Origin of the sequence: Paraburkholderia sp. D15 (genome assembly GCF_029910215.1) — a bacterium.
Lineage (GTDB): Bacteria > Pseudomonadota > Gammaproteobacteria > Burkholderiales > Burkholderiaceae > Paraburkholderia.
Window position 1 is genome coordinate 872,932 of the sequence record NZ_CP110396.1, and the last position, 25,386, is coordinate 898,317.

Annotated in this window: 20 protein-coding genes and 1 pseudogene; 12 read left to right on the forward strand and 9 right to left on the reverse strand. The window is 64.6% G+C overall.

Translation table 11 applies throughout. From position 1 onward, the window contains the following. Positions 1 to 142: 142 nt before the first annotated feature. Together LFL96_RS23690 and LFL96_RS23695 are read right to left on the reverse strand one after the other, a co-directional pair. Entirely contained in the window at positions 143 to 904 is a 762-nt protein-coding gene (locus LFL96_RS23690; protein ID WP_281003136.1) for an ABC transporter permease, read from the reverse strand. Then, positions 901 to 1,827, reverse strand: coding sequence for an ABC transporter ATP-binding protein (locus LFL96_RS23695; RefSeq protein WP_281003137.1), 927 nt, complete (start codon positions 1,825 to 1,827; stop codon positions 901 to 903). Before LFL96_RS23695 ends, LFL96_RS23690 begins: the two co-directional genes overlap by 4 nt. Before the next feature lie 294 nt (positions 1,828 to 2,121). Here LFL96_RS23695 and LFL96_RS23700 point away from each other — a divergent pair, with 294 nt between their 5' ends. Beyond that, entirely contained in the window at positions 2,122 to 2,559 is a 438-nt protein-coding gene (locus tag LFL96_RS23700) for a hypothetical protein (RefSeq protein WP_281003138.1), read from the forward strand. A 141-nt stretch (positions 2,560 to 2,700) separates the two neighbouring features. Here the strand turns inward: LFL96_RS23700 and LFL96_RS23705 are convergent, their stop codons facing one another. Both LFL96_RS23705 and LFL96_RS23710 read right to left on the reverse strand, forming a co-directional pair. Beyond that, entirely contained in the window at positions 2,701 to 4,539 is a 1,839-nt protein-coding gene (locus LFL96_RS23705; RefSeq protein WP_281003139.1) for a tannase/feruloyl esterase family alpha/beta hydrolase, read from the reverse strand. Continuing rightward, positions 4,488 to 5,648 (reverse strand): OpgC domain-containing protein, encoded by a 1,161-nt coding sequence (locus LFL96_RS23710; protein WP_281003140.1) that lies wholly within the window; start codon positions 5,646 to 5,648, stop codon positions 4,488 to 4,490. Before LFL96_RS23710 ends, LFL96_RS23705 begins: the two co-directional genes overlap by 52 nt. A gap of 482 nt (positions 5,649 to 6,130) precedes the next feature. Here LFL96_RS23710 and LFL96_RS23715 point away from each other — a divergent pair, with 482 nt between their 5' ends. The 3 genes from LFL96_RS23715 to LFL96_RS23725 all read left to right on the forward strand — a co-directional run bounded on the left by LFL96_RS23715 (position 6,131) and on the right by LFL96_RS23725 (position 8,709). Further along, positions 6,131 to 7,288 carry an acyltransferase gene (locus LFL96_RS23715; protein WP_281003141.1) on the forward strand — a complete coding sequence of 386 codons (1,158 nt, stop codon included), beginning with the start codon at positions 6,131 to 6,133 and terminating at the stop codon, positions 7,286 to 7,288. Between the two features lie 229 nt (positions 7,289 to 7,517). Continuing rightward, positions 7,518 to 8,312: a sulfite exporter TauE/SafE family protein gene (locus tag LFL96_RS23720; RefSeq protein WP_281003142.1), complete on the forward strand. Its 795-nt coding sequence runs from the start codon at positions 7,518 to 7,520 to the stop codon at positions 8,310 to 8,312. Positions 8,313 to 8,523: 211 nt separating this feature from the next. Continuing rightward, positions 8,524 to 8,709, forward strand: coding sequence for a hypothetical protein (locus LFL96_RS23725; protein ID WP_281003845.1), 186 nt, complete (start codon positions 8,524 to 8,526; stop codon positions 8,707 to 8,709). Positions 8,710 to 8,771: 62 nt separating this feature from the next. On the opposite strand, the gene LFL96_RS23730 is transcribed toward LFL96_RS23725, so the two are convergent. Beyond that, on the reverse strand, positions 8,772 to 10,676 hold the full coding sequence (locus LFL96_RS23730) for an AAA family ATPase (RefSeq protein WP_281003143.1): 1,905 nt from the start codon (positions 10,674 to 10,676) through the stop codon (positions 8,772 to 8,774). A gap of 810 nt (positions 10,677 to 11,486) precedes the next feature. Between LFL96_RS23730 and LFL96_RS23735 the strand changes: the two genes are divergently transcribed. Continuing rightward, complete coding sequence (locus tag LFL96_RS23735) at positions 11,487 to 12,608, forward strand: AraC family transcriptional regulator (RefSeq protein ID WP_281003144.1); 1,122 nt, start codon at positions 11,487 to 11,489, stop codon at positions 12,606 to 12,608. Here the strand turns inward: LFL96_RS23735 and LFL96_RS23740 are convergent. Then, positions 12,541 to 13,782: pseudogene (locus tag LFL96_RS23740) on the reverse strand (MFS transporter); the annotation flags it as partial. The gene LFL96_RS23735 and the pseudogene LFL96_RS23740 overlap by 68 nt on opposite strands. Positions 13,783 to 14,047: 265 nt before the next feature. On the opposite strand from LFL96_RS23740, the gene LFL96_RS23745 reads away from it, so the two are divergent. Next, positions 14,048 to 14,665 carry an ATP-binding cassette domain-containing protein gene (locus LFL96_RS23745; protein ID WP_281003145.1) on the forward strand — a complete coding sequence of 206 codons (618 nt, stop codon included), beginning with the start codon at positions 14,048 to 14,050 and terminating at the stop codon, positions 14,663 to 14,665. Between the two features lie 111 nt (positions 14,666 to 14,776). Here the strand turns inward: LFL96_RS23745 and LFL96_RS23750 are convergent, their stop codons facing one another. Then, positions 14,777 to 15,370, reverse strand: a complete 594-nt coding sequence (locus LFL96_RS23750) for a TetR family transcriptional regulator (protein ID WP_281003146.1) — start codon at positions 15,368 to 15,370, stop codon at positions 14,777 to 14,779. Positions 15,371 to 15,468: 98 nt separating this feature from the next. On the opposite strand from LFL96_RS23750, the gene LFL96_RS23755 reads away from it, so the two are divergent. The 6 genes from LFL96_RS23755 (at position 15,469) to fumC (ending at position 22,545) form a co-directional block, all read left to right on the forward strand. Next, on the forward strand, positions 15,469 to 16,461 hold the full coding sequence (locus LFL96_RS23755) for an NADP-dependent oxidoreductase (protein ID WP_281003147.1): 993 nt from the start codon (positions 15,469 to 15,471) through the stop codon (positions 16,459 to 16,461). A 56-nt stretch (positions 16,462 to 16,517) separates the two neighbouring features. After that, complete coding sequence (locus tag LFL96_RS23760; RefSeq protein WP_281003148.1) at positions 16,518 to 16,904, forward strand: hypothetical protein; 387 nt, start codon at positions 16,518 to 16,520, stop codon at positions 16,902 to 16,904. 24 nt (positions 16,905 to 16,928) lie between these two features. Next, entirely contained in the window at positions 16,929 to 18,428 is a 1,500-nt protein-coding gene (mqo, locus tag LFL96_RS23765) for a malate dehydrogenase (quinone) (protein WP_281003149.1), read from the forward strand. Between the two features lie 142 nt (positions 18,429 to 18,570). Then, entirely contained in the window at positions 18,571 to 20,019 is a 1,449-nt protein-coding gene (locus tag LFL96_RS23770) for a cytochrome ubiquinol oxidase subunit I (RefSeq protein ID WP_281003150.1), read from the forward strand. Next, on the forward strand, positions 20,016 to 21,005 hold the full coding sequence (cydB, locus tag LFL96_RS23775) for a cytochrome d ubiquinol oxidase subunit II (RefSeq protein WP_281003151.1): 990 nt from the start codon (positions 20,016 to 20,018) through the stop codon (positions 21,003 to 21,005). The genes LFL96_RS23770 and cydB overlap by 4 nt, the downstream gene beginning before the upstream one ends. Before the next feature lie 79 nt (positions 21,006 to 21,084). Further along, complete coding sequence (fumC, locus tag LFL96_RS23780) at positions 21,085 to 22,545, forward strand: class II fumarate hydratase (RefSeq protein ID WP_281003152.1); 1,461 nt, start codon at positions 21,085 to 21,087, stop codon at positions 22,543 to 22,545. Between the two features lie 40 nt (positions 22,546 to 22,585). Here fumC and LFL96_RS23785 read toward each other — a convergent pair whose 3' ends face one another. Both LFL96_RS23785 and LFL96_RS23790 read right to left on the reverse strand, forming a co-directional pair. Beyond that, on the reverse strand, positions 22,586 to 23,872 hold the full coding sequence (locus tag LFL96_RS23785) for a copper oxidase (protein ID WP_281003153.1): 1,287 nt from the start codon (positions 23,870 to 23,872) through the stop codon (positions 22,586 to 22,588). A 1-nt stretch (position 23,873) separates the two neighbouring features. After that, complete coding sequence (locus tag LFL96_RS23790) at positions 23,874 to 25,373, reverse strand: TolC family protein (RefSeq protein ID WP_281003154.1); 1,500 nt, start codon at positions 25,371 to 25,373, stop codon at positions 23,874 to 23,876. Positions 25,374 to 25,386 lie beyond the last annotated feature (13 nt).

Consider the following 25,386-nt stretch of genomic DNA (forward strand, 5'->3'; position numbering starts at 1 on the left):
CCGCTTCGCCCTGTCTCCGGCCGCGGGCGGCCTGGGCGGCCGCCGCGTCGCGCTTTTGTCGCGCATATCGCCATTGACGGCGATCCGGTCCGGACAGGCATCGTCCGGATGGACTAAGGGGGATTGCGGAGGGGCTGGGAACCTAGCTCTTGAGCCGGTAACCCGTCTTGAAGATCCACGCGACGATCGCCAGAAACACCGCGAGGAACAGCGCGGTCATGCCGAGGCTCACCTCGACGTTCACGTCGGCGAGGCCGTAAAAGCTCCAGCGAAACCCGCTCACCAGATAGACGATCGGATTGAACAGCGTCACGACCTTCCAGAACGGCGGCAGCATGTTGACCGCGTAGAAGCTGCCGCCGAGGAATGTCAGCGGCGTGATGATCAGCAGCGGCACGAGTTGCAGCTTCTCGAAACCATCCGCCCAGATGCCGATGATGAAACCCAGCAGACTGAACGTCACCGCGGTCAGCACGAGGAACAGCATCATCCAGAACGGATGCTGCACCTGCAGCGGCACGAACAGACCCGCGGTGGCGAGAATGATGAGGCCGAGCAGGATCGATTTGGTGGCCGCCGCGCCCACGTAACTGACGACGATCTCCAGATACGACACCGGCGCCGACAGCAGCTCGTAGATCGTGCCGGTGAAGCGCGGAAAGTAAATCCCGAACGACGCGTTCGAAATACTCTGCGACAACAGCGACAGCATGATCAGCCCCGGCACGATGAACGCGCCGTAGCTGATGCCGTCCACTTCCTTGATGCGCGAGCCGATGGCCGCGCCGAACACGACGAAGTACAGCGACGTGGAAATCACCGGCGCGATGATGCTCTGCATCAGCGTGCGCCACGTGCGCGCCATTTCGAATTTGTAGATCGCGCGGATCGCGTAGATGTTCATTCTTTACCCCGGAGCAGACTGACGAAGATGTCTTCGAGCGAACTTTGCGTGGTGTGCAGGTCCTTGAAGCGGATGCCCGCATCGTCGAGCGCTTTCAGCAGCGCGATGATGTCGGTGCGGCCGCCCTCGCCTTCGTACGTGTAGATCAGTTCGTTGCCGCTCTTCTCCAGGCTCAGCGCGTAGCCGGCGAGCGCGGCCGGGACTTCCGCAAGCGGACTCTCCAGTTGCAGCGTCAACTGTTTCTTGCCGAGCTTGCGCATCAGTTCGGTCTTTTCCTCGACCAGCATGATCTCGCCGCCGTTGATCACGCCGATGCGATCGGCCATTTCCTCGGCCTCGTCGATGTAGTGCGTGGTCAGAATGATCGTCACGCCGCTCGCGGCGAGCGAGCGCACCAGCTTCCACATGTCGCGCCGCAATTCGACGTCGACGCCGGCGGTGGGTTCGTCGAGGAACAGCACGCGCGGCTCGTGCGACAGCGCCTTGGCGATCAACACGCGCCGCTTCATGCCACCCGACAGCGTGATGATCTTGCTATTGCGCTTTTCCCACAGCGACAGGTCGCGCAGCACCTTCTCGATGTAGGCCGGGTTCTTCGGCTTGCCGAACAGCCCGCGGCTGAACGAGACGGTGGCCCAGACGGTTTCGAACGAGTCGGTGGTCAGCTCCTGGGGCACGAGGCCGATCAGCGAGCGGGCGCCGCGATAGTCGGCCGCGATGTCGCGGCCGTCCACCGTCACGCTGCCTTCGCTCGGGTTGACGATCCCGCAGATGATGCTGATGAGGGTCGTCTTGCCCGCGCCGTTGGGGCCGAGCAGCGCGAAGATTTCTCCGCGGTCGATCGACAGATTGATGTTCTTGAGTGCATGAAAACCCGTGGCATAGGTTTTCGACAGATTCGTGACCGAGACGATTGGCTGCATGGATTCGACGATGGCAGACACCGTGTGTTGAATTGGAGGAAGCGGTGCCGAAGCACCGCCGACCCCGCAATGTAATGGAAAGTCGCGATGCTTGCAGCGCTTCGATACGGCGCCCCGAAAACACGTAGCGATCGCCATGACCCGGCGGCGTGCCGCCGGGAACGCCCCATGCTCGATGAAAACCATGCTGTTGCGGCGCCGTCGGGGATTCCCGAGGCACACCGCTTGCGGCACCTATGACATGCGAGCCCAGGTGCTCGCGTGACATTCGATCCCATTCCATGGAGGTAGATCATGAAACGCATGACAAAGACCATTTTTGTTTCGGCACTCGTGATGGCAATGTCGGGCGGCGTGTATGCGCAGGCCGGCGGGGCTGGTAGCGGTGGCGCGGGCGGTGCCGGCGCGGGTGCAGGTGCCGGTGCGGGCGGCGGCGGTGCGGGTAACGGCAACGGGGTCGGTGCGGGCGGCGGCAACGCCGGCGGCGCGGGCGGCACCGTCACGCCGGGCGTCGGCCCCGGCTCGATGAAGAACCCGAATACGTCGGGCTACGGTTCGCCGGGCGTGACCGGCACCGGCGGCGGTATGGGCACGGGGACCGGCGCCACGCCGAATAGCCCGTCGATGAACCGCTCGAATGGCGGGATGAACGGCGGGATGAATAACGGCACTAATAACGGCATTACCGGCAACGGCATCAACGGCGGGACGATGCAGAACAACGGGCAATGACGGTGTCGCGAGGGTTGTCGAAGGACGCTCGCCGTATTGGGGGCGGCGGCAGCGCTTTTACGGGCTGCCGCCGCTTTGCGTTGTCGTCATGCTGCTGTCTTGTTGCCGCCTTGACCTGCTTTACGTCACAACGTCACAACGTCACGGCTGCACGCACACGAAGCTGCTCGCCAGATTGAGATTCCCCTTGCCGGTATAACGCGGGAACTCCGGATACCGGCACAGCGGCCGCGAGCGCCCGTTGGTGGCCGGCGCGATATCGGTTGCGGTCAACGTCTCCGGCGCGGCGCCGCGCGTCACCCACGCATCGAGCGCGCCGAGCAGATCCACCGACGGAATGAACACACCGCTGCCGTGCTGAAAACCCGGCACCATGTAAAGCCGCATGAAACCGTTCACCTGCTCGCTGCCAAAACGCCGGTTCAACGTCTCGTAATAGGCGATGGTCTGGTTCGGGCTGATCACCTCGTCGGCAAGACCTTGCAGCGTGATGAGCTTGCCGCCGTGCGCGATGTAGCGCGACAGATCCGGATTCATCGAACCGATCGTTTGCGAAAGCGCGATCAGTTGCGCGCGATATTTCCCCGGATGCTGCGGGTCGAACTTCAGCGAGTCGAACTCGGCATCGCGCGCGACGAAGTAGCGGATATAGCCGTCGCCTTGCGCAAACAGATAGCCGTTGGCGAAGAAGGTCGGCACCGGCAGGCGTTCCGCCTGATGCGCGAGCCCGAGATAGCCGGTCAGATGCGTGCCCTGGAAGATGTTGTAGCCGCGATAGCCGTCGACGTCCCACGCGAGCTTGTACGGCAGCGAGAGCCCGTCGCGCATCACCATCAAGGTGGCGAGTTGCGGATCGGTCAGGCATTCGTCGCGTGACGGCGCGTGGCCCGCGCAACGCAGCGACGCGATGATCTCGGGCTCGTGTTCGCGGCAGGCGGCCACGTCGCTGACGATGCCGTCCGCCGCGCCGTCGAGTTTGTCGCACACGGCTAGCGTGCGTTGATACACGTGTTCGAGCAGCAGCGGCGGAATGTACCCGCCTGGCGTCGCGTATTCCGCATGACCCAGTTCCACGCCGAGCAGACGCACCCCCGAAAAGTTGAGCGCGGGCGAATTGGCGATCACGCCGTCGTAGTCGTCCGGATAACGCTGCATCACGGTGTAGCCTTCGCGGCCGCCGGTCGAGCCGCCGGCGAAATACATGCGCTGCGGCGGCCGGCCGTACGCGCGCGCGATCAGCGCGAGCGCCGCGTCGTGCGTTTTCTTCAGATGTGCGTAGCCGAAATTGGTTACCGCTTCGTCGACCAGACCAAACACCGCGAGCGACGAATCGCCGACGTGCCCCGAATCGTCGCCGAAGGTCGCGTAGCCTTGCGCGAGCGGCGCGCGGTCCGGCGAAAACGGCATCACGCCGGTGCCGCTCACCACCACGCCGTTATAGCCGCCGCCGCCAATCTGCAACGCGCGGCCGTTCCAGTGGCGCGGCAGATTCAGATCGAAACGGATATCGGGCGTGCTGGCCTTGACGGCCTTGATGCGGCCGAGAATGCGGCAATACTCGCCGCCCTGCTGATTGCCCAGCGCGGTCGCGTTGATCATGCCCGCGCTTTCTATCAGCACGCCGGCCGTCGGCAACGCGATCAGATCGGGCGGCAGCACCGCGCCCGCGAGTTCCGCGCAGCGCATCGCGAGCGGCGCTTCCTTCGGCGCGGCGGATGCAGGTTGCGCGTACAACGAAACGAACGAGAGGAACGAAATGGACGAAATGGTAGCGACGAGGATCGCCGTGGCGGCGAGCGCGCGGCCAACGCCCGGGAGATGACGGCCGGCCGGCACCTGGCTGCGCCGATGGCGATCCTTGTTGAACAACCCGCTGAGCCGACCCGGCCAGCCGGCCTGGTTCAGCGCCCGCGCGCGCCGCCGCGCCATCATCCGCAGCCCGCGCCGTGCGTGGCGGCACGCGGCGGCTGACTCTTCCACCCCTGCCAGCCGCGCGCGATCATCAGCACCGCGCCGATCGCGACCAGATCGCCGCCCAGCCCGATCAGCACGCCGCGAAAGCCATGGAACATGTGCGGCGTCGCGGTATCGACGACCAGCGACACCACCGTGCCCGCGACGAAACACACGAGCCCCGTGCGCCCCACCGTCACCACGGCAGGCAGTCGCCGCGCGAGCCACGCAATGCTGCCCATGCGCACGAACTGCGCGGCGAGCCAGGCGATGACGATGAAGTTGATCACGCGATCGGGCGAGAGATTCTGTTTAAAGGAGCCGGGTATCGGCTGCGTCAGGACGAAGAGTTTAACAATAGCGAACGACAACGCCGCCGCCACCGCGAACCAGGTCAGCCAGCGCGCGGCGCGGCTCGTATGAAAACGCTCGCCGATCGGTTGCACGCGGCACAGCATGCCGAGCACGAACATCAGTTGCCAGGCGAACGGATTGAAGGCCCAATCGGCCATGTCGTCGATGCTGAAGAACGCGGCCAGCGGCCGCGCCAAAGCCCAGATCGCGAGACTCAGCGTCAATGCCGTGAGCGGCGAACGGCGCGCGAGCGGCACCGCGAACGGCACGCATAGCGCGAACATCACGTACATCGGCAACACGCTGGAGAGATACGGCTGCCGACGTAGCACGGCAATATCGAGCGCGGCATGCAGCGGCTGCGCGGCGAACGGCTGCCAGCCGGTCAGCTCGACCATCGGCGGATTCAGATGCAGCAGCGCGAGAATCGCGCCGGAGGCAAGCGTGAGCACCGCCGTCAGCAGATACGCGCGGTAGATTTCCCAGCAGCGTTTGAAGAAGCGCATCTTCGCCGCGCCTTCGCCACGTCCCGCGAGCACCGCCGTGTACGCCGCGGCGGATGCGTAGCCGCCGAGAAACACGAACACCTCGGCCGAATCGCACAACGCGTACGCATGCAACATCAAGTGCGAGAGCGTGCTGCCCGGGATGTGATCGAGCACGATGACGATCAGCACGATGCCCCGGAAGAAGTCCACTTCGATCGAACGGCCGCCGCCTGTTTCTCTGTCGGCGTGTCCTCCGGCGGGACGCGTTGCGGGATGCCCGGGACGACTTTGCATTCGGCTTCTCTCAGGATGAGGGCGGGGCGCGCTTGAGAAGAACACGCGTGCCCGATGTGTTGCGTTGAGCGTACGAAGAAAAGTCGTGAGTCGCGCTGCACGGCCATTCATCTTCGTAGGAACCTCACGAGAATAAATCGTTCCCACCCGACCCGCTCGCCATTGCGTCCCATGCTTGCAGCTCGATCCGAAACGCGGCACAGGTGCCGGCTTTCTGAAATTGCGCTGTCGGCATGCGGTAAGAACGCGGTAAGCGTGAGTCGCCGTGTCGTCGTTTTGCCGCAAAAGTTGCACGACGCGCACGGCAAGTTTTGCGGCTTCATGCATGAACGGCGAGATCGATCGGTAAGCCTGCGCGAAAAAAATCGCGGGTCGATGCCAGGCGATTTTTTTCGCTTTTTTTCGTCGTAGGATGGGTTCCCTTCCAATACCGACTTGCACGGCCGCGCTACGCGCGCCGCCATCGCACTGGAAGACAGCATATGAACAAAAGGATTGCCGGCTTCGACGGACTGCGAGCGATTGCCGTCCTGATGGTCTTTTTTCAGCACCGCCTGTTCGGCGACGTGGGCGAGATGGGACACCTCGGCGTGTGGATTTTTTTCGCGCTGAGCGGGTTTCTGATCATCGGCATTCTGTCGGCGCAGCGCGCGCGCATCGAAGCTGGGCTCAGCCGCTTCGGCGCCGAACTCGAACGCTTTCTACTACGCCGCACGCTGCGCATCTTCCCGATCTACTACCTGATGCTCGCGACGATGTGCGCGCTGATGGCGTTCGGCATCGCCAGTCCGGAACTCGCCAGCGGCATGCCGTACAACTTCGCGTATCTGTCCAATATCTGGATCGGCTCGGTGCTGCACTACTGGCCGGGACGGTATTCGCATCTGTGGAGTCTGGCGATCGAGGAGCAGTTTTATCTCGTCGTCGCGCCGTTGCTGCTGCTGGTCGGCGCGCGGCGGCATCGCGCGGTGTGCTGGGTCATCGTCGCGGTGGGCCTCGCTGCGCTGGCGGCCATGCGTGCCGCGCACTGGCAGGAAGTCACCATTTACACGCACCCGCTGACCAATTTCTGGTTGCTGGCGCTCGGCGGGATCGGCGGCTTGACGATTGCGCGCGAGCATGAAAAGTTGCGTGCATGGCTCGGGCATGGCGCGACCCTGCCCGGGTTGAGTGTCGCGCTGGTGGCGCTCTGCGTGAGCGAGCCCGCATGGAATGCGTGGGCGAATCCGTTGCTGTTCACCGCGGTCAGCGCGGCGTACGGCATCTGTATCGCGGCGCTGGTGTGTTCGATTGCCTGCTGCCGCAATGCGAGGGTGATCGGCTGGCTCGAGACGCGCTGGCTCGCGGGGCTCGGGCGCATCAGCTATGGGTTCTATCTCTATCACAACCTGATTCCCGATCTGACGCGCAACCATCACGCCGCCGCGCTGTTCGGCGGCGCCGTGCCGATGTGGGCGCATGGGTTGGGCGTCGCCGCGTCGTTCGCGATCTCGCTCGCGCTGGCGATGCTGTCGTGGCGATGGATCGAAGCGCCGATACTGCGATTGAAAACGCGCTGGGAACCGGTGCGGAAACGGACCGCAGCCGACGAAACCCGCCGACGTACGCGCGACGCGCGCACCGTTTCAGACATCGTTTAAACGACGCGACCCGCGTCGGCACGCATTCCGCGCGGCCTGGTCTTACGTTTCACTTGCAAGCGGCGCGCGTGACGGCGGGGTATCATGCGGCCTCTCACTGAACGGCCGCCGCGTCCCTGCCTGCGTGTCCCGCTTGCGCGGCATTGCTTCGGCCGCCCATAACAACAAGCCCTCAGCCCGCGCGACCCCTGGTCATCGTTCGCGCGCGGCGGGCTCGCGGACCTCAACGATGTTCCATTTCAATTTCGCCGACGGCGTGCTGGGCGCCAGCCTGCAGGCGCTCGATGTGTACGCGCTGATCGGCATCGTCGTCGCGCTGCTGCTGGGCGGCATGGTCAAGGGCGTGGTCAGCATCGGCGTGCCGCTCGTCGCCATGCCGATTCTCAGCCACTTCCTGCCGATCAAGGACGCGGTGTTGCTGCTGTCGATGCCGATCATCCTCGGCAACATCCCGCAGGCGCTCGAAGGCGGCAACATGCTGCCGACCATCAAGCGCATCGGCGCGCCGCTGCTCGGCACGGTGATCGGCAACGTCGTCGGCGTGACCGTATTGATCTCGCTGGCGCCGCATCGCGCGCAGGCGGCCGCCGGTGCGTTTCTGATGATCGCCGCGCTGCTGTTGCTGGCTTCGCCGCGTCTCACGCTGTCGCCGGGGTGGGCGAAGCCCGCCGGTTTCGCGCTCGGTTTCGGCGCGGCGTTGATGGAAAGCATCGCGTCGGTGCCGGGCCCGTTGCTGGCGATGTATCTGATCGCCACCGGCGCCACCGGCAAGGCGTTCACCAAGCAGATCGCAATCATTCTGGTGGTGTCGATCGTCACGCTGGTGCTCGCGTTGAGCGGCGGCGCGCACGCCAGCTGGACCGATCTGATCATCTCGGCCTGCGCGAGCGTGCCGGTGATCATCGGCATGCTGCTGGTGCGGCCCTTGCGCGACCGCCTGCCGCCGCCGGCCTTCCGCGCGCTGGTGCTGGTGTTCGTGGTGGCCGCCGCCGCGCAGATGATCTGGAAATCGGGCGTTTTATAAGCCCGTTTCAAGCGATGACGGGACGGCGCGGGGTGCTGGGCTGCGGCTTGGCGGGTGCTTGACTGCTGCCTGACTGCCGCTTGATTGCTATTTGCCGGTCGCCCCGCTGTCGCGGCGGCAAAGTGGCGACTGACGGATAACGGCCAGGTGGTACACGCCTTGCTGCTTCGAAGGGACTTCCCCCGGACGGAGGACCGTCGTGACCCAACCGATCCAGCTTCCCAACGAGCCTGCACATCAGGCCGACGAAGACCCTGGCAGCCCGCCCACCGACATCTCCAAGCCCATCGGCGACGCCATTCCGACACCGGTCGAGCCGGGCCTCGACCAACCGTTGCCGCCGAAAACAGAAACGCCACCCGAGGACGAGGACGCCAGCAAGGGCGGCAGTCCATAAGGCGATTCCGGCCCGTTACGTGTCGACATCCCGACGTATTGACGTGTCGGCGTGTCGACGTATCAGGCCGCTTCCGGTTCGTGCACGATCTTGAGCGTGCCTTTGTGTTCGTGAATCAAGCGGTAGACCGTTTCACCCGGAACGGTCTCCTGCTCCAGCAGTTCATCGGCGATCGCGCGCAACACGGGTTCGTACGCGCGCAACAGCCCATAGCACTCCTCGTTCAATTCCTTGAGCAACGCGTTCGCATGTTCGATCGCGCCTTTCATCTGTAGTCCAGCGTACTGCGACGGCAGCGCGGCGAGACTGAACAGATCGCCGTCCCGGTTGAAGCCGAACTTCGACACCATGTCGAGGCTGATCCGCGACGCCTCCTGCAAATCCGACGCCGCCCCGCTCGACGCCTCGGAGAACGTCAGGATCTCCGCATTGCGCCCGCCGAGCAGCACCTGGATTTCGTTGCGGATCTCGGTTTCGCGATACAGATGCTTGTCCTGCGCCTTCGTGATCAGCGCAACGCCGAGCGCGCCGCCGCGCGGCAGAATCGTCACCTCTTCCAGTACGCCCGTGCCGAGCAATGCCGCGACGAGGCCATGCCCCGCCTCATGCACCGCGATACGCGTGCGCTCGTCTTCGCTCAGCGCGCGCTCCGCGCCGCTCACGTCGCCGATGCGGGCGATCTTGATCGCTTCCATGAAGTGCTTCGACGCGATCTCGGCGTCGCCGGCCTTGCGCGCGACGAGTCCCGCCTGGTTCACCACCATCGCCACCGTGGCGGGCGACAAACCCGTCGTCAAACGCGCAAGCTGGTCGTAGTCGATGTCGGCGGATTTCGCCTTCAGCTTCTCGGCGTAGAAACGGAAAATCTTCGCGCGGTCCTCGCGGTCCGGCAGACGCACCTGCACGGTCCGATCGAAACGACCCGGCCGGCGCAGCGCTTCGTCGAGATTGTCGGGGTGATTGGTGGCCGCCACGATGATCACGCCTTCGTTCGATGCGAAACCATCCATCTCGGCGAGCAGTTGATTGATGATGCGGTTGCTTTCCGCTTCCACGGGACCGCCGCCGGTATCCGTGCGTTTCGCGAGGCCGTCGGCTTCGTCGATGAAGATCACCGTCGGCGCATTCTTGCGCGCCAGTTCGAACAGATGCTTGACCTTCTGGATGCCGACGCCGTAGTACTTCGCGCTGAAATAGCTGCCGGTGATCGAGATGAAGCTCGCGCCGCATTCGCCGGCGAGCGCCTGGGCGAGACGCGTCTTGCCGACGCCGGGGCCACCCACCATCAGGATGCCGCACGGCGCGCGCACGCCCATCGAGGTGAACTGCTTCGGGTCGGACAGATAGCCGCGGATGTCGGCGAGCGCGGCCTTGGCTTCGCCGGCGCCGATCACGTCGTCGAAACGCAGCACCGGTGCCTTCTCCAGCAGCTTCGCGCCACCCCGCATTTCGCGGCGCATGAACCACACCATGCCGCCGATCAGCAACAGCGGCAGCAGCAAACTGACGACGTCGCGCACCTGATCGAACACCGGCGCCCAGCGCGCCGCGCCCGTGCGGATGTCCGCATCCGGCAGCCACACGAGCTGATAGGCGCCGGCCTGATCGGCCTTGGGCTCGCCGAGCAGCAACGCGTGCGAGAACGTCGCGTTGTGATCGGTGACGAAATACTTGGCGCCGTCGCGCCGCGACACGAGAATCGCGCTGGGGCTCACGCCGACCGCCGCCACCGCGCCGTTCTGCACGTCGCGCAACATTTGCGACGCGTCCTTCTCTTCATGCGTCCATGCGGACGGGTCCGCGCGCATCTGCTTGGCGACGCCCGTCAGCGCCGGCGCCGCCGCTTCGGTACGCTGCTGGACGTGCCACACGCCCAGCGCGAGCAGCACCACGATCAACGCCGCGCCGATCGCCATGGCGATCCGGCGTGCGCGTTTTTTCTCAAGCGAGTTTTTTCCCGGCTTCATGAGTCACTTCCAAAAACGGGCTCCGGCGAGCCCTGATACTGGTGAAAATCAGGTGGGTAGAGATGGGCGGGTATTCGATCGACCGGGCCATCCATTAATCCGTCGATGCGATACCGCGCGTGAATGGAAGACAGGACAACCAAGCATGCGTCCCTCTTTAACGAACTCCACACGGAATAGTATGCCGTGCACGTGGGTCCGCCAAATCACGGAAAAAGCCTGTTTCTACCGGCTATCCGGCGCTTTACGGCCGGTTTTTGCGGAGCGCACGGCGTCTGAAACGGCGCTCGGCATTTTGCTCCGGCGCACAGTTTATCAGCGCTAAATTCATTGCGTACTCTGGATACCTGGTATTAATCCGTGCCCTTTTTAAAAGCGGTCGGATTTACCGTATTCGGCGCGATTTTAGTTTTTTTAGGGTCCGGTGCAATGACGGGAATTAATATCGGGTCGATGTGCGACAGACCTCTCCGGGTCCGTTCGCATCATCGCCGTTCTCTCAGGTTCTTTCGTTCTTGTTGCCGATGCCTCGATGCGAGGTGTGCATCCCGGTCCCGGCGGTCTCCCTTGTTACTGCTCGCTGCCCCGGTCTTTGCGACTCTTTCGTCTTTGAATGGAATTCAGGCTGCCGTGGAGGCGGCCGCGCCGCCGCAAGCGGCAACAACCATCGGCATCTAATCATGTGACGATAATGCAAACTTTTTGGCGGGCTTTACCATACGTCTCACTATTGGCCCGCGCCGTGTAAAAATACGCGCTCGCCGCACGTCTGCCTCTTGGTGTTTTAACCAGTTCGCCCACCGCCCGCTCATGAATCAGCGCTCCACGCCTTCGCATCTGGCCGCCGCAGCCGCGGCCGATTCGCGTTCGGCGATCTCGACGAGCCGTTTCAGCACCCACGCAATGAGCGCGCGGGAGCAGTTGCTCGCGTGGCGCCAGCGGGTCGGACACGTGGTGGACGTACCGCCGTCGAACGCGCAGATCGAGCGCGGCTTTCGCGGCGAAATCGATCTGTACGCGGTGGGCGGCATGGTCTTTACCGACTGCCGCACCGACTCGATGCGGCTGGAGCGGTCGGTCGCGCGCGTGTCCACCGACCGGCGGCGCGATTACGCGTTCCAGCTGTTCGTCGAGGGCGAAATCGGGCACGTCACGGGCATGCAGAAGAAACGCAGCGCGGCGGGTTCGGTGCGCGGCATTGTCGCGTTCGATCTGAACCAGCCGTTTCGCGTCGAGCGTCCCGAATGCCGGTTGCTGAGTCTGTTCGTGCCGGCCGCGCTTGTCGATGCGGAACTGGACGGCCCGGCGATTCACGGCCGCATCGTCGAACAGGGCTCGCCGCTGACCGGCCTCGTGCTGGATCATCTGGCGGCGCTCGCGCAGGACATCTCCACGCTGAGCCCGGCGGACGCGGCCGACGCGTTGCACACCGGCGCCCAGTTATTGGTTGCCGCGTTCGGCAGGCACACCCGTCTGACCGGCGCGAGCCGCGCGGCCTTGCAGGCGGCGGCGATGGGCCAGGTGCGCCGTTATATCGACGCGAACCTGCACCACGGCGGCCTCACGCCGACCAGCGTGGTTCAGGCGCTGCAATTGAAGCGCGCGACGATCTATCGCTGGTTCGAACACGAGGGCGGGCTCGGCGCGTACATCCGCAATCGCCGGTTGCGCGAGGCAGCGGACGAACTGGTCCGTTATCCCAATCTGCGGGTCGCGGAGATTGGTTACGGACTCGGCTTCCAGAGCGCGTCCGATTTCACGCGGGCGTTTCGCCGCGCGTTCGACATGAGCCCGCAGGACATGCGCTTGCGGGCGTTTGATCTGCAGGGACGGGACGCCGCGTGGGAAAGCCCATCAACCCGGCCAGCGTCAATACGATCGCGCCCATCAGATACCACGCGGGCACCATCGGCTCCCCCGTGCGATCGATAAGCCACGTCACGATGAACGGCGAAAAACCGCCGAACAGCACCACGCCGAAGCTGTAAATCACCGACAGTCCCGCCGCGCGCCGATGCGCCGGCAAGGCTTCCATCATCAGCACCGAGTTGGCGCCCGCGTTGTTGACCGCGAGCGCCACGTACGCGGCGATGATGACCAGCGCCGCGAGATCGCCCGCGCCGTGCGTCAGTGCCCGGAACGCCGGATACGTCGCCGCCAGCGATGCCGCGAGCGACAGGTATTGCAGGGTCTTGCGGCTCGCGAACCGGTCGGCGGCCAGCGCGACGAGCGGTGTCGCGACGAGAATCACGAGACCGGACAGGCACGCGGTCCACAGACTGATCGCCGGCGGCCGGTGCAGCGTACGGACCAGGTAGGCCGGCATATAGAACACCGTCAGGTAGATCCCCACCGAAGGCGCGGCCATCATCATCAAACCGCAGACGAGCGCACGCGGATGCTCGGCGAACAGCCGCAGCGGCGCAAGCGGCGCGCGTCGTCCGGATGCGGGTGCGGCCGCCGGCATGCGCCGTCGCAGATACCAGCCGACCGGGCCGATCAAGCCGCCGAGCGCGAACGGAATGCGCCATCCCCACGCGTGCATCGCGTCGGGCGACAGCAGCATCGTCGTGCTCGCGCCCACCAGCGCGGCGACGAACGCGGCCGCGCCCTGGCTCGCGCCGCGCCAGCTCACCATGAAACAACGCCGCCGCTCGCCGGCGGATTCCATCAACGACGCCGATGCGGGACCGATCTCGCCACCCGCCGCGAGCCCCTGCATCAAGCGCGCGAGCACCATCAGCACGGTCGCGGCGGGACCGATCGACGCGTAATCCGGCAGGCACGCGATCAACCACGTGCCGAGCGTCATCAACGCGAGCGATACGGTGAGGCCTGCCTTGCGGCCGCGGCTGTCGGCGATATGGCCGATCAGGATCGCGCCCAGCGGACGCATCACGAAGCCCGCGCCGAACGTGGCGAGCGAGAGCAGAAGCGATGCGGCCGGACTGTGCGACGGAAAGAACAGCATGCCGATCGTCACGGCGGAAAAGCTGTAGACCGTGAAGTCGTACGCGACGAAGCCGTTGCCGATCACGATCGCGATGACGATACGACGGAGTTTTTCGCGAGACAGGGGGGCCGTTTCGAGGTCGGCGGTTTGCATGGAAGACGGTCGGCGGGAAGAAACGGCGGTGAAGAAGAAAGACAGACTCTACTTCTTTAACGGCTCGCGAGCAGGCAACTTGATGTTGCGGGCGCAACCTTTTCTGGCATTCGAACGTGGGCGCTGATGCGAGCCATCGTCCGTCAAGCGCATGCCTTCCAGCGCTTCAATCGATCCATAGCGCCACCAAGCCACCGAGCCGCCGATCCAACCGAGCCGCGCTGCTAAACTTGCCGCGCCCTTCTCACCTTTTCCGTTTCAACCGATGCTCCGATTCGACAACCTCACCAAGCGCTACGGCGAACGCGTCATTTTCCAGGGATTGCACCACGACATCCCGTCCGGTTGCGTCGCGCTCGACGATGAATCCGGCAGCGGCAAATCCACCTTGCTCGGCGTGCTCGCGGGTACGCTCGCAGCCGATTCGGGCGATGTCTGGATCGGTGGTCATTCGCTGCGCGCCGCGCCGCGTGCCGCGCAAGCCGTGCTGACTTACGTGCCGGAAGACTGTCTCGCTGAGTCGCAGCAGACCGGCCGCGCGTATCTGCACGAAGTCGCCGCCGCGCGCGAGACGACGCTCGGCACGGCGGCGTTGGACCTCGCGGACCGCTTCGGCCTGACGCCGCATCTCGACAAACGTTTCGAGCAGATGTCGTTCGGCACGCGCAAGAAGATCGTGCTGACGGCGTCGGTGCTGGGCGAAACGAGCGTGCTGCTTGCGGATGAACCGGTCGGCGGCCTCGACGCGTCGGCTCGCGCGGTGCTGGTCGACCTGTTCAGATCGCTCGGCGAAACGCGCACGGTGTTTTTCTCCAGCTATGACGCGGCGTTTACCGAGGCGTGCAAGGCGACGCGTGTCCGGTTCGCGGATTTGACGGGTTGACGACGTCAAGACGCACGCGCATCACGACGTCAACGCGCCCGATCGACTCGACGACACCGTCCGGGCGCTGATGGATCAAATCCCGCCTCGATTACTGCCTCGATTACTGCCTCAATTCCCGGACCGCTGATCCGCTCCCCCGCCGCCCAACTGCGTCAGCCCACATAGCTGCGCGAACGCCCCTTCCACATGACTGGCCAGGCTCGACGACACGTCACCATGCCACGTGGCCGCCGCAAAACCGAATGCGGCGATGCCGGTCCGGGCAGCCAGCATCGCGAGCGCCGGCTCGGTTCCGCGCTCGACCAAGGCCTGCGCTAACGCCGCCGTGACCGCCGCGGATTTTGCGAGCGCCCGCTCCTGAAGCGCGGGGACCGCTTCGATGACCCGTTGCCGCGGCGCCAGAATCGGACGGTTGGCCTCGACCAGCGGAGCGACCGCCGTAAACGCGCGTATCAGCATGTCCAGCGGCGCGGCGCCATCCGGTGTGCTGCGCACCGCTTCCATCAGCTTCTCGATCAACTCGACTTCGCCGTCGAAGAAAACCTCGCGTTTATCGGCGAAGTGCCGGAAAAACGTGCGCTCCGTGACGCCGGCCTGCGCCGCGATCTGTGCGGTCGTGGTCTGGTCGAAACCGTTCTTCGTGTACAGGTCGAGCGCTGCGTCCTGTAAGCGGCGTCGTACCGCGTCTCCATTTCTTGGCAACGAAATATCTCCTTTTATTTGTCAGTCACTGACATTATATGCTATTGTCATTACGTCAGTGACTGACATATCGAAACCTTTTGCAACAGGAGCGAGCAATGACGGGGTCCGCAGAATCGGCTGTAACCATGCAGGCTGTGCGTTTTCATGAATTCGGCGAGCCGGCCGACGTGCTGGTCATGGAAGCGGTGTCCCTGCCGCAACCGGACGCCGGCAGAATTCGCGTGCGCGTGATCGCTTGTGGCCTGAATCCGGCCGACTGGGCGTTATGCCGCGGCCTGTTCGCCGGCAAGATGCCGCGCGGCGTTGGACTCGACGTGTGCGGGATCGTCGACGCAATCGGCGAGGACGTTCAGGACGTTGCCGTCGGCGACACCGTCCTCGGCGCCGCCGACTACGCCGGCTGCACCAGCGCCGGCGCGGCCGAACAGGCCATCCTGAAGCACTGGACGCTGGTGCCGGCGGGTTTATCGCCGGAAAACGCGGCCGCCATTCCGTTGTCGGCCGAAACCGCGTTTCGCAGCATCGAAAGCCTGGAAGTGCGTCATGGACACACGGTGCTCATCCACGGCGCGGGCACGACGGTCGGCTTTGCCGCCGTTCAGCTGGCGCTGCTGAAAGGAGCGCGCGTCATCGCGACGGCCGGCACAACGCATTCGGCCAAGCTGGCCGAGCTCGGTGCGCGGGTCACCGCATACGGCGACGGCATCGTCGAACGGGTGATGGCACTCGCGGATGGACCCGTCGATCTTGTGCTGGACACCGCGCCACCCAGCAACGTTTTGCCCGAACTCGTGGAGATTGCCGGCGGCGACCCGAAACGCGTGCTGACCATCACGGACTTCGTCGCCGCCAATGAGCTGGGCGTGCGGCACACCTTCTCGGAGGGCCATCCGGAACGTTGGGACATGCTCGAAGAATTCGCGAAACTGGCCGCCGAAGGAAAACTATTCGTCCCGATTGCGGAGGTCTTTCCTCTTCGGGCCTGGCGTAAGGCGATGGAGATCAGTCTGAGCGGTCACGCGCGCGGCAAGCTGATTCTCAAGCCGGACCTGCGCAACGCGCGTCTTGATCAGACGTACGCGGAATAGCGCTTTCATTGCCGCCCAGCAAGCCCCCCGCCCCCTGACTAATCGTGGAGACGCCAATGATCCGTTGCGTTCGAATCTGGACCGGCACCGACGGCCACTCGCTATTCGAGGAAGGCTCGATCGATCTTTCAAAAGGAGATCGAGGCGATGTGCTGAGCGAAACCGTTGGCGCAGTGTCGATCTCGTTTCGCGAGACTCGCGCGGGCGGCGCTTTCGAATGGCACGATGCGCCCGCTCGCCAGTTCGTCATCACGTTGAGCGGCACGCTCGAATTCACTGTCCGCTCGGGCGCCACCTTCACGATCGCGCCCGGCGACGTTCTGCTCGCCGAAGACACGACAGGAATCGGTCATAGCTGGACACTCATCGACGACAACCCGTGGCGGCGCGCTTACGTGATCTTTGCACCCGGCGCCGCGCCCTGCTTTGTGAAAAAAATCTAACCGATCCCATCGACGGAGGCAGGAATGATTTCCTCTACCATACTTAGGATGACTGATGTCGCACTGATCGGTGCAGGCATCATGAGCGCGACCGTGGGTACGTTGCTCAAGGAACTCGACCCGTCGCTCACGGTGACGATCTTCGAGAACCTGGACGATTGCGCGCTCGAAAGCTCCGGCGGCTGGAACAACGCCGGCACGGGGCACGCCGCCAATTGCGAGCTGAACTACACGCCCGAACTGCCGGACGGCAGCGTCGACATTGCCAAGGCGCTCGAGGTCAACGTGCAGTTCGATCTGTCGCGGCAACTGTGGTCCTACCTCGTCGAGCGCGGAAAGATCGACGATCCCGCGAAGTTTATCCATGCCTGTCCGCACATGAGTTTCGTCACCGGCGAGGCCAACCGGAACTTCCTGCGGGAACGGTATCGGGCGATGTCCGCGCACCATTGCTACGCGGGCATGCAATATACCGAGGACAGCCGCGAGATCGCCGGCTGGGCGCCGCTGTTGATGGAAGGCCGTGCAGCGGATACGCCCGTTGCGGCCACGCGCATGGCAACCGGCTCCGACGTCGATTACGGCGCCCTGACGCATCTTCTGGTGGAACAGCTCGCCAACCAGAGAGGGGTCTCGGTGCACTACGGGCACCGCGTCGTCGAGCTCATGCGCGGCGAAAAAGAGGGCTGGCGCATCGAGGTTCAGAACCGCGAAACGGGAGAAATCAGTGTCACGCGCGCGAAATTCGTTTTCATCGGCGCGGGCGGCGCGTCGATCGAACTGCTGCAGAAATCGGGCATTCCGGAAGGACGGCTTTACGGCGGATTTCCCGTCAGCGGGGTCTGGTTGCGCTGCGATGCCGATGCCGTCGCGCAACGCCATCACGCAAAGGTGTATGGCAAGGCCGCGCATGGCTCGCCGCCGATGTCGGTGCCGCATCTCGACACGCGGATAGTAGGCGGCAAGCGTTCGGTTCTGTTCGGTCCTTATGCCGGCTTCTCGACCCGATTTCTCAAGCAAGGCTCCCTTCTCGACCTGTTCAGATCGGTCCGGCCCGCCAACATCTTTCCCATGCTCGACGTCGCACTGCACAGCCTGCAACTCGAAGAGTACCTGGTGGGACAGATCGTGCAGACCCCGCACCAGATGTTCGAAACCTTGCAGGGTTTCTATCCCGAAGCGAGGCAAAACGAGTGGACCGAGGCGGTTGCCGGCCAGCGTGTCCAGATCATCAAGGCGAACGGCAGAGGCGGCGGCGAGCTGCGGTTCGGCACGGAACTCGTCGCGTCGCAGGACCGGTCCATCGTGGCGTTGATGGGCGCGTCGCCCGGTGCATCGACCGCGGCACACATCGCGCTCGACGTGCTGCAGACCTGCTTCGCCGACCGGCTGACCGAGGACGCGTGGTTGCCGCGGCTGAAGCACATCATCCCGACTTACGGCATCGACCTGAAGCGCGATGCCGGCGCGTGCCGGCGGACACGCGCGGATACCGCGGCAACGCTCGGACTGGACAACGTGTGACGCCCGGGTTGCCCGCGCGCGACCTACGTTTTGCGCCGGCGCCTGGTCCGCGTTTGCCGCGCACCTAACCCACGATTGCCCACGCGCCCCCCGCCCGGTCTGCTGTGCGGCCCGACTGAACGAACGGATCAAGAGACGTCTCATGAACCTCACCGCACTCATGCTCTCGCGAATCCAGTTCGCGGCAACCGTGTCGTTTCACATTATTTTCCCCGCCTTCACGGTTGGGCTGGCGGCGTGGCTCTGCGTGCTGGAGGGCATGTCGCTGGCGACGGGGCGCCCTGTCTATCGGCGCCTGTTCGATTTCTGGCGACGCATCTTCGCGGTCGCCTTCGCGATGGGCGTGGTGTCGGGCATCGTCATGGCATTCCAGTTCGGCACCAACTGGAGCGAACTGTCGCGGCGCACCGGTGCGATCCAGGGACCCTTACTGGGCTACGAAACGTTCACCGCGTTCGCGCTCGAAGCCAGCTTCTTCGGCATGCTGATGTTCGGGCGCAAGCGCCTGCCGCACTGGGCGTATTTCCTTTCGTGCCTGATGGTGGCGCTCGGCACCACGTTGTCGTCGTTCTGGATCATGGTCAACAACAGCTGGATGCAATACCCGGTCGGCTTCACGGTCGGCGACAAAGGCGTGTTCATTCCAACCGACTGGCCAGCCATCATCTTCAACCCGGTGATGCTGGTGCGCTTTCCGCACATGCTGCTGGCCGCGTATCTCACGTCGGCCTTCTGCATTGCCGCGACCGGCGCGTGGCACACGCTGAAGGGGCAGTCCCCGGCGGAGTCGCGCACCATGATGCGCATGGCGCTGGGGCTGGCGGCGGTGCTGGTGCCGTGCCAGCTTCTGTTCGGGCATCTGGTCGGCGACTACACGCACGACAAACAGCCGACCAAGTTCGCCGCGATCGAAGCGCGCTGGCATGACGAGCAGCCGGCCGCCGAAGTGTTGATCGCGTGGCCGAACGAGAAGACCGAGTCCAACGATTACGCGATTGCCATTCCCTATCTGGGCAGTCTGATCGGTTCGATGAGCCTCGATTCGAAAGAGGTCGGGCTGACCGACTGGCCCAAGGCGGACCGGCCGCCGGTGGCGATTCCGTTTTTCGCCTTTCGCATCATGGTCGCGTGCGGGCTGCTGATGCTCGCACTCGCGTGGTACGGCAGCTGGCAACTCGCGCGCAACGGCATCGAACGAAAACGATGGCTGCTGTGGACGATTTTCCTGTCCTTTCCGGTCGGCTTCATCGCCACGCTGACCGGCTGGTTCACCGCCGAGGTCGGCCGGCAGCCGTGGACGGTATTCGGTCAGTTGCGCACCGTCGATGCCGTCACACCCACGCTCGGCAGCCCGGAAGTCGCCGCCACGCTGACACTCTTTTCGATCGTCTACAGCGTGATCTTTCTGTTCGGCACGCTCTATATCTATCGTCTGCTCAAGCGCGGTCCGGGCAGCTCGCCGGAGCCGGCGGGAATCGACACGCCACCAGGACAAACCGCCGGCACCCGAGCCGGCACCAATCCCAAACGTCCGTTGTCGCTGGCAAGCGAACACATCACGCTGGTCGACAAACCGGAGACGCTCGCATGATGCTCGACTTCTGGACCGCCGTGCTCGTCTTCACCACGTTCCTCTACGCGTCGCTCGACGGCTTCGATCTCGGCATCGGCATGCTGCTTCCGTTTGTCCGCGATGCAGCGGAGCGCGACCGCATGCTTGCGACGATCGCGCCCGTCTGGGACGGCAACGAGACATGGCTGGTGATGAGCGCGACCGTCATGTTCGGGGTGTTCCCGCTCTTCTACGCGACACTGATGTCGGCCTTCTATCTGCCGCTCATGGTCATGCTGGCGGGACTGATTTTCCGCGGCGTGGCCTTTGAATTCCGCGAAAGAAGCCGACGCACGAAATGGCTGTGGGACTGGGGATTCATCGCCGGGTCCTATGTGGCGGCCTTCATACAGGGTATGGCCATAGGCGCGCTGGCGGACGGCTTGCCGATGGCGGGTACCCGCTACGTCGGCGGCGCCTTCGGCTGGCTGTCGCCGTTCGCGCTCTTTTGCGGCATGGGCCTGTGCCTGGGGTACGCGCTGCTGGGCGCCGCGTGGCTCGCGTACAAGTCGACGCGCGCCACGCAGCAACTGGCCTTCCGGCTGCTGCCGCGCCTGCTCGCGGGCGTGCTGGTGTTCCTCGCGCTGGCCTTCATCGCCACATGGTTCAGGGACGGCCTCCTCATGGAACGCTGGTTCGAGCAGCCCACGCTGCTCCTGCTGCCGTTGGCCGGCCTCGCCATCAGCGCGCTCATGGCAACGGCCATCGCGAGGCGCCTCGAACTGGCGCCGTTCCTGTGCGCCGTCGCATTGTTCGCCGTGGGACTCGGCACGTTCGTCGTCTCGTTCTATCCGTACATGATCCCGTTCGCGATCACGACCACCGAGGCAGCCGCGCCGCATTCGAGTCAAGCGTTCCTGTTCTGGGGCGTGGGCGTCTTCGTGATGCCGCTCACGGTCGCCTACTCGCTGGTTATTTATTTTCTGTTCAAGGGGAAGGTTGGCGATGACGACCCAGCGTACTGACCGCGCGCGAACCCAGGCTGCGTGGGTTCTTACCCCTCGGCCGCACGATTACTTCACGCGACATCAAGGAGCAATGGACATGACGGACACGGACCTCTATCACCCGCGGGTGGCGGATATCGCAATCGGCCTCGATGCCTCGGGTACACGCCGGGAGTTCGACAGCATGGGCAACGTGGACGTGCCGGCCGAAAAATACTGGGGCGCGCAGACCCAGCGCTCGCTCCGGCATTTCTCGATCGGCGGCGACCGGATGCCCAAGGCGGTCTATCACGCCTATGGCACGGTGAAGAAGGCCTGCGCGCTGGTCAATGAAGCGGCGGGACGGCTACCCGCGTGGAAGGCTGCGGCGATCGTCCGTGCGGCCGACGAGGCGATCGCCGGCAAGCTCGACGAGCATTTTCCGCTCTACGTGTGGCAGACCGGCTCGGGCACCCAAACCAACATGAACGTGAACGAAGTGCTGTCGAATCGTTCGATCCAGTTGCTGAGCGGCACGCTCGGCACGCAGCAGCCGGTACGACCCAATGACGACGTCAACATGGGCCAGTCGTCCAACGACAGTTTCCCGACCGCGATGCATATCGCCGCCGTCACCATGATCGACGATCGTCTCGTGCCGTCGCTGAGCCGGCTCGCCGATACCATCGAGATCAAGGCAAGTGGATGGATGGACGTGATCAAGGTCGGCCGCACGCATCTCGAAGACGCCACGCCGCTCTCGGTCGGGCAGGAATGGTCGGGCTGGGCCGCGCAACTGCGTGCATGCATAGCGGAGATCGAACGCAGCCGTGAAGGTCTTTACGAACTGGCGCTTGGCGGCACCGCGGTCGGCACTGGCCTTAACGCGCCGGTGGGATTCTCGAAGAACGTGGCGGCGAAAATCGCCGAACTGACGGGCAAGCCGTTCGTGACCGCGCCGAACAAATTCATGGCGCAGGGCTCGCTGGACGCGATGGTGCGTGCGTCCGCCGCGCTACGCGGCACGGCCGTGTCGCTGATGAAGGTCGCCAACGACATGCGCTGGCTCGCGTCGGGCCCGCGTTGCGGCCTGGGTGAACTGAAGCTGCCCGCCAACGAGCCCGGCTCGTCGATCATGCCCGGCAAGGTCAACCCGACCCAGTGCGAAGCCATGGTCATGATCGCGATCCAGGTCATCGGCGAGGATACGGCGGTCGCGTTCGCAGGAAGTCAGGGCAACTTCGAACTGAACGCGATGCGGCCGATCATCATCAACAACTTCCTGCATTGCGCGACGATTCTCGCGGACGGATGCGATAAATTCCGGACCTATTCGGTGGAAGGCACCGAACTCGATCGCGCGAGAATTCAGGCCTATGTGGACAACAATCTGATGCTCGTGACGGCGTTGTCGCCGGTGATCGGCTATCAGAACGCGGCGCATATCGCCGAGGATGCCCAGGCGACCGGCTCCACGCTCAAGGCCGCGGCGCTTCGATCGTGCAAGATCACCGAGGCCGATTACGACAGGATCATCGATCCCGCCGGCATGATCGGCAACGGAATGGGCGGCGCGTGAGATGGGCCGTCCGATGTTGCGCACGACGCGCCGCGTTACCTCAAGCGTCCCCCGTCCACTCGTACGCCACCGTCCCCTTCGGATGCCGGAACCAGCCCGGGTCGCGATAATCGTCGCGCGCCATGCCCTCGCGCACTTTCACCACGCTGAACATGCCGCCCATCTCCAGCGCGCCGAACGGCCCGGTGCCGGTCATCATCGGCAAGGTGTTCTCCGGTAGCGGCATTTCCATGCCGCCCATCGATCCGCCGGTGCCGCCCATCGCCATGTAACCGGGCACGAGCCTGTTGATGCGCCGCGCGAGATCCTTCTGCGGCACGCCGATCATGTTCGGCACCTGGTGCCCCATCGCATTCATCGTGTGGTGCGACTTGTGGCAATGAAACGCCCAGTCGCCCGGACGGTCGGCGGTGAACTCGATCGCCCGCATCTGGCCGACGGCGACGTCGGCAGTCACCTCGGGCCATCGCGCGGAGGGCGGTATCCAGCCGCCATCGGTGCCCGTCACCTCGAAGCGATAGCCGTGCAGATGGACCGGATGATTGGTCATGGTCAGATTGCCGACGCGAATCCGCACGCGGTCGCCCGCGCGCACCGGCAACGCGTCGATGCCCGGAAACACGCGCGCATTCCACGTCCACATGTTGAAGTCGGTCATCTCGTTCACGCGCGGCGTGAAGCTGCCCGGGTCGATGTCGTACGCGGACATGATGAACACGAAGTCGCGATCCACGCGCATCACCTCCGGGTCTTTCGGGTGCACGATGAACGTCCCCATCATGCCCATCGCCATCTGCACCATTTCATCCGCGTGCGGGTGGTACATGTAGGTGCCGTGCTGCTCCAGCTGGAACTCGTACACGAAGGTCCTGCCCGGCGGAATGTGCGGCTGCGTGAGACCGCCCACGCCGTCCATCCCGCACGGCAGACGCATGCCGTGCCAATGCACGGTCGTGTGTTCCGGCAAGCGGTTGGTCACGAAGATGCGCACCTTGTCGCCCTCCACCGCCTCGATCGTCGGGCCCGGCGCCTGACCGTTGTAGCCCCATAGATTCGCGCTCATGCCCGGCGCCATTTCGCGTACCACGGGTTCGGCGATCAGATGGAATTCCTTCCAGCCGTTTTTCATCCGCCACGGCAAGGACCAGCCATTCAGCGTGGCGACCGGCGTGTATGGCCGGCCGGTGGCGGGTGCGCGTGGCGGCTGCATCGTTGCCCCGCTCATGGCCGGGGCTTCGGGCAAGGTGGCCGCGCCGGCCTTGCTGACCAGCGCCGCCCCTAGCAATGCGGCGCCCGAGCCGCCCAGAAAATGTCGACGTGACAGCATGTCATTGACCTTTGGATTCAAGAGGTTCAGAAGGCTCAGCGGCTTGAGCGGATTCATTGGGGGGGATGGCTTGCGTGGTTGTCGCCATCGGTTGCGGCTGCGGTTGCTGGGCAGCCGCGTCAATCGGCAAACGACCGCCGAGCGATCGCCGCAGATCGGTATCCGCGAGCCAGTAGTCCTTCAACGCATCGATCGCGCCGTTCACCGCGCCGATCTGTTCGCGCGAATCGGCGAGCAGGTCGAACACGCTCGCGAGCATGCCGTTGTAGCGCAGCAGCAGTTCATCGGAAATGGTTTTGCGCAGCGGCACGACTTCGTCGCGATAGTGCTTCGCGAGGTCGTAGTCGCTCACATAGGCCGAGTACGCGTCGCGGACTTCGGAACGCGCGTCGATCGCGGTGGCGGCAAGACGATCGACGGACTGTCGATAGAGCGCTTGCGCGCGCGCCACCTTCGCATCGCCCCAGTCGAACACGGGTATCTCGACGCTGATTTCGTAGCCCTGCTCGCGGCCGTCGGAGGTGGTGAAGTTGTTCTGATAGCCGACGTCGAGCGCGTTGATGAAGCGCGTGGCCTTGCTCAGCCCCAATGAACTCGCCACGCTCTGCGTGCGTAGCCTGGCCGCCTGAATGTCGAGGCGGTTCCGCATCGCGAAGCGTTCGAGGTCCGGCAAATCGGGACGCGTCGTGGGCAGATCGGGCAGACGCCCGGGCAGCGCGTATTGCGTTTGCGTGCCCCACAGGCCCATCGCGCGCGTGAGCTTTTCGCGCGCGCTCGCGGCCTGTTGCCGCGCCCTCGCGCGCTGCGCCATCGCGTCCGCGTAGAAGGCCTGTTCGCGCGCCTGGTCGAGCTTGCTGTAGTGACCGGCCTGTCGCATTCGCGACGCCAGTTCGGCGGCGGCCTGCGCGGCGTCGCTCACCTGCCCGGCGTAGCTCGCCGACTGCTGCGCGGCGACGGCGACGACATACGCGCGGCGTGCATCGGCGGCGACGTTGAGCATCGCGTCCGCCGCGAGCAGACGCGTCTGCTCGAAACGCCGGCTTTCGATGCGCGTCGCCAGCGGCATCGTCAATACGCCAGCGAGGCCGAGCGTGAACGTGCGGCTGATGCTCAGGTCGTTGCCGCCCTGCGTGCGGCTGAACGAGAAGCCAGGATTCGGCAGCCGTCCCGCCTGCACGAGGTCGGCTTCGGCAATGCCCAGTTCGGCATAGGCCGCCTGCAAACCGCGGTTGTTCAGCAACGCGATCTGCACGGCGTCGTCCATGGCGAGCGGTTTGGACAGGAGCTCGTCCGTGCGGGCGATAACGGCGCGATGGTCCTCGGGCGTTATCACGCGTACGGCGCTTTTGCCTAGCCGCTCCGATGCGGTCGTGGACACGGTGTCGAAACCGCCGTCTTTGGAGAACGTCGTGCAGCCGCCGAGTATCAGCAGAATGGCGAGCCACGCGGTGGCGTTTGTCAGACCACGCGCCGGTGCGAGTTGAAACGCGGTGCGCGTCATTTCATCGACTCCT